Raw genomic sequence first — 3,574 nt, forward strand, 5'->3', positions numbered from 1 at the left:
CGTTTTCACTGCGGGTTATGAATTCACCGCAAACGAGTCGCACCACCCTACACCCCACACCCCGCCCCAACGGGGCTTGGTCATTTTCCCCTGCCTCTTCATTACCATGCCCTTAGCAATGACTAAATTATAAGTTCACATCTTGTTGCTGATACAGGTAATAATAATGACCTTTAGCAGCCATTAATTCTTGATGGCTACCTTTTTCTATAACCCTGCTATTATCCATTACAACAATCATGTCTGCATTACTGACGGTGTTTAATCGGTGGGTAATGAAAAACACTGTATCACCCTTAAATGCTTTGGCTAAATTGAGACATATTTGCCGTTCTGTGGGATAATCTAATGCGCTGGTTGCTTCATCCAAAACTAATAATTTTGGTCGTTGTAAAACAGAGCGAGCGATCGCAATTCTTTGTCGTTGTCCACCTGAAAGTGCAGAACCCCGTTCTCCCACCCGCGTGTTGTAACCGTTGGGTAAGTTCATGATAAATTCGTGGGCGCAAGCAACTTGAGCCGCTTCGATAATTTCTTCGGTTGTCGCATCGGGATTGGTTAGGGCAATATTTTCTTGAACGCTTCCGTCAAACAACAACGTTTCTTGGGGAACCACACCAATTTGTCGCCGCAGTGAATAGAGTTCCACTTTGGCAATATCATAACCATCAATCAAAATTCTGCCGGACTCAGTTTCGTAAAGTCTGAGCAGTAACTTCATCATAGTACTTTTACCAGACCCACTTTGACCGACGATGCCGATAAATTTTCCTGGCTCAAATTCGAGGTTGACATTAGAGAGTTGCAAAGGGCCACTTGTGCCAAAACGGAAGGAAACATTTTCATATTTCACTGCTCCCTTGATGCTAGGTAAGGGTATATTGTAGCGGTCTGTTTCTCCTTCTTGTGGGGTATCGACAATATCGCTTAAACGCTCTAGAGACAAGGCTGTTTCTTGGAAGCTTTGCCAGAGTTGAGCTAAACGCAATATTGGGCTAGTGACGTAACCAGATATAATCCTAAAGGCAATTAATTCGCCTAAAGTTAATTCTCCTTGAAGTACTAAATAAGCTCCTACCCACAAAACGAGTAAACTACTGAGTTTATTGAGAAAGTTGCTGGTGGAGTTAGCGAGTGTAGAAGTTACAACAGTTTTAAAACCAGCGGCGACAAACCGAGCATAACGCTCTTGCCAAGAAAAGCGCGATCGCAATTCGATATTTTGCGCTTTTACGGTTTGAATTCCTGACATCACCTCAACTAAATAAGATTGAGTTTCGGCGTTGCGTTCGGCTTTGCCACGTAACTGTCTGCTAATGGTGGGAGAAGCAACTAAGGTGATAATCACAAATACTGGAATTGTGCTTAAGCCAACCAAGGTGAGTTGCCAACTATAAATCAGCATCACACCGATATAAACCACCGAGAATAGAGCATCTAACCCGACTGTCAAGGCGGTACCGGTCAGAAATTGGCGGATATTTTCTAATTCGTTGATCCGAGTGGAAAGTTCACCTACCGGTCGGCGTTCAAAGTAGCGCAGTGGTAAACGTAATAAGTGGTCAATGATTTGCGACCCTAAACCCATATCGATCCGGTTAGTGGTATCGACAAATAAGTAGGTTCGTAAGGTAGTCAGCACTGCTTCAAATAGCCCGACTACTAATAGCAAAATCCCCAAAATATGTAGTGTGCCAATACTATTTTGAGTGATAACTTTGTCAATAATTAACTGAACCACCAGAGGATTCGCCAACGCTGCCAACTGCACGAAAAAGGAAGCGATAAAGACCTCTATTAGGACTCGGCGGTGCTTTGATAAATAGGGGATAAACCAGCGTAAACTAAAGCGTTCTTGGGGTGTTTGATTGGTAGCAGTGAGCAGTAATACCCTAACTTTGGGCGGAAAGTCGGTTGGATCAACATCTAATTGTTCAACCAATTGAGCGGGTTTGCAGCGCACAATTCCTTTGGATGGGACACCCAAAACCATAGTATTTGCATCTGCTGCATATAAAACTGCAAAATTGTCATTATAGCGAATCAATGCTGGTGTAGGAATACGTGCCAATGAAGCGGTTGGTAGCTCGATCAACTGCGCTTTCAGTCCGATTAACTCTGCCAGGTAAGCAGTAACTTGAAACGATATGACACCCTGACGTTTGACTTGCTCAGTTAAGATGCGGCGAACCACTTCTCGACGAAACGGCATTTCTAGGTGCTTCGCGATCATTTGGAAGCAGGCGAAGGCTGTATTTAATTCTCCCTTACCGCTAAAAAACGGGTATTTCTGTTTTGACGAACTCTTTGAGGTATCCGGGGCTGGCTGGGGAACTATTTCGTCTGATGCGTAAGGAATATCTAATTCCTCGGCGCTATCTGATTTGGTTTCCCTGACCACGACTTCTATCTTGTGATGATCTTCTACTAATATCAAATTTGACGGATGTATACCAAGCAACCGTGCAGGATTTTGACTTATAACTTGGATTTTGTCTCTGTCATCGTCCGATTCTAGGCGATCGCCAGGTGATAAATTCGTTACTGTGCCACCGCCACTCACAAACCAGACGCTTTCGCTATCGAGTTGGTTGAATGGAGTTGTCCCTGGAGGGAGATAATGTATTTTCGCTTGTGGTAAGGCGTTTTCTGCGATTTCTTTAAAATTTAAAGTAGCGATCGCTTGCTGTTTCCAATACGAGCTGAGAATATCGAAAACTTCCACTAAAGAACTGTGGTTCTTCCGAGCATCGGCAAAAGCTGGGTATAAAGCCAGAAAGCTAAAATATGCCGATGCACTCAAGGTTAAACATACTACTTCGGTGGAGGCGATCGCTGTTTCACAAGCGACATCGCGCAACAAACTAATTTCGCCGATAATTTCCCCTGGTTGCAGCAATTTTAAGGTAATTGGCAATTGCGTCTGGGGGTCATATCCCAATAGGCGCACTTGTCCCTCATAAATTATCGTGATCCGTTCTGGGAGACTTTCTTTACCGATGATTTTCTGGCCTATGCGATAGCGCCAAGCTTGTAGCTGTTCTGATAGATTAGCGATCGCTGCATCTGGTAAGTGATCAAACCCTTCTAGGGTAGTGATAAATTCGAGAAAAGTGTTCTTAATATAAGTCATATGAAACAAGTCGAAAGTAAAAGTGAGGAATAAAGTTGCGAGTTAGCGAGTATCTCTTTTAGTAACAGTGGTAGTTTTCAGTATTATGCCAGCAGCCTCAATACTTATGTAGCATAAGTGTAGCTAAATAAGTAATGCTACTGGAGTAATTAGTCTAATTACAGACTTACACTTATATAGGGTTACAACTGTTATGTGTTGTTCAAAACAATAAAGAAGATAGTGTAAATAGCTCGACGGCAATTTCTCACGTAGTTTACCTTACATAATTTATACGAGCTTCAAAGCAGTATTTAGTATTGCAAGTATGCCAGATGGATACTTATCATCAAGGCAAAACACAGAAACGCGGTCTTTAAACTTAGCGTTGCATATTTTAATTTATGACGCGATGTGCAACTTAATATTTTGACCTCTCTCCAAACCTCTCTCCTAAAAGGA

1 protein-coding gene is annotated in these 3,574 nt (G+C 42.7%); it reads right to left on the reverse strand.

Translation table 11 applies throughout. The features are described 5' to 3' along the window. Positions 1-127 precede the first annotated feature (127 nt). Positions 128-3,133, reverse strand: coding sequence for a peptidase domain-containing ABC transporter (locus VB740_RS36190; RefSeq protein ID WP_323204620.1), 3,006 nt, complete (start codon positions 3,131-3,133; stop codon positions 128-130). Positions 3,134-3,574: the final 441 nt, after the last annotated feature.

This window comes from Nostoc sp. UHCC 0251 (assembly GCF_034932245.1).
In the GTDB taxonomy this organism is placed as follows: domain Bacteria; phylum Cyanobacteriota; class Cyanobacteriia; order Cyanobacteriales; family Nostocaceae; genus Nostoc.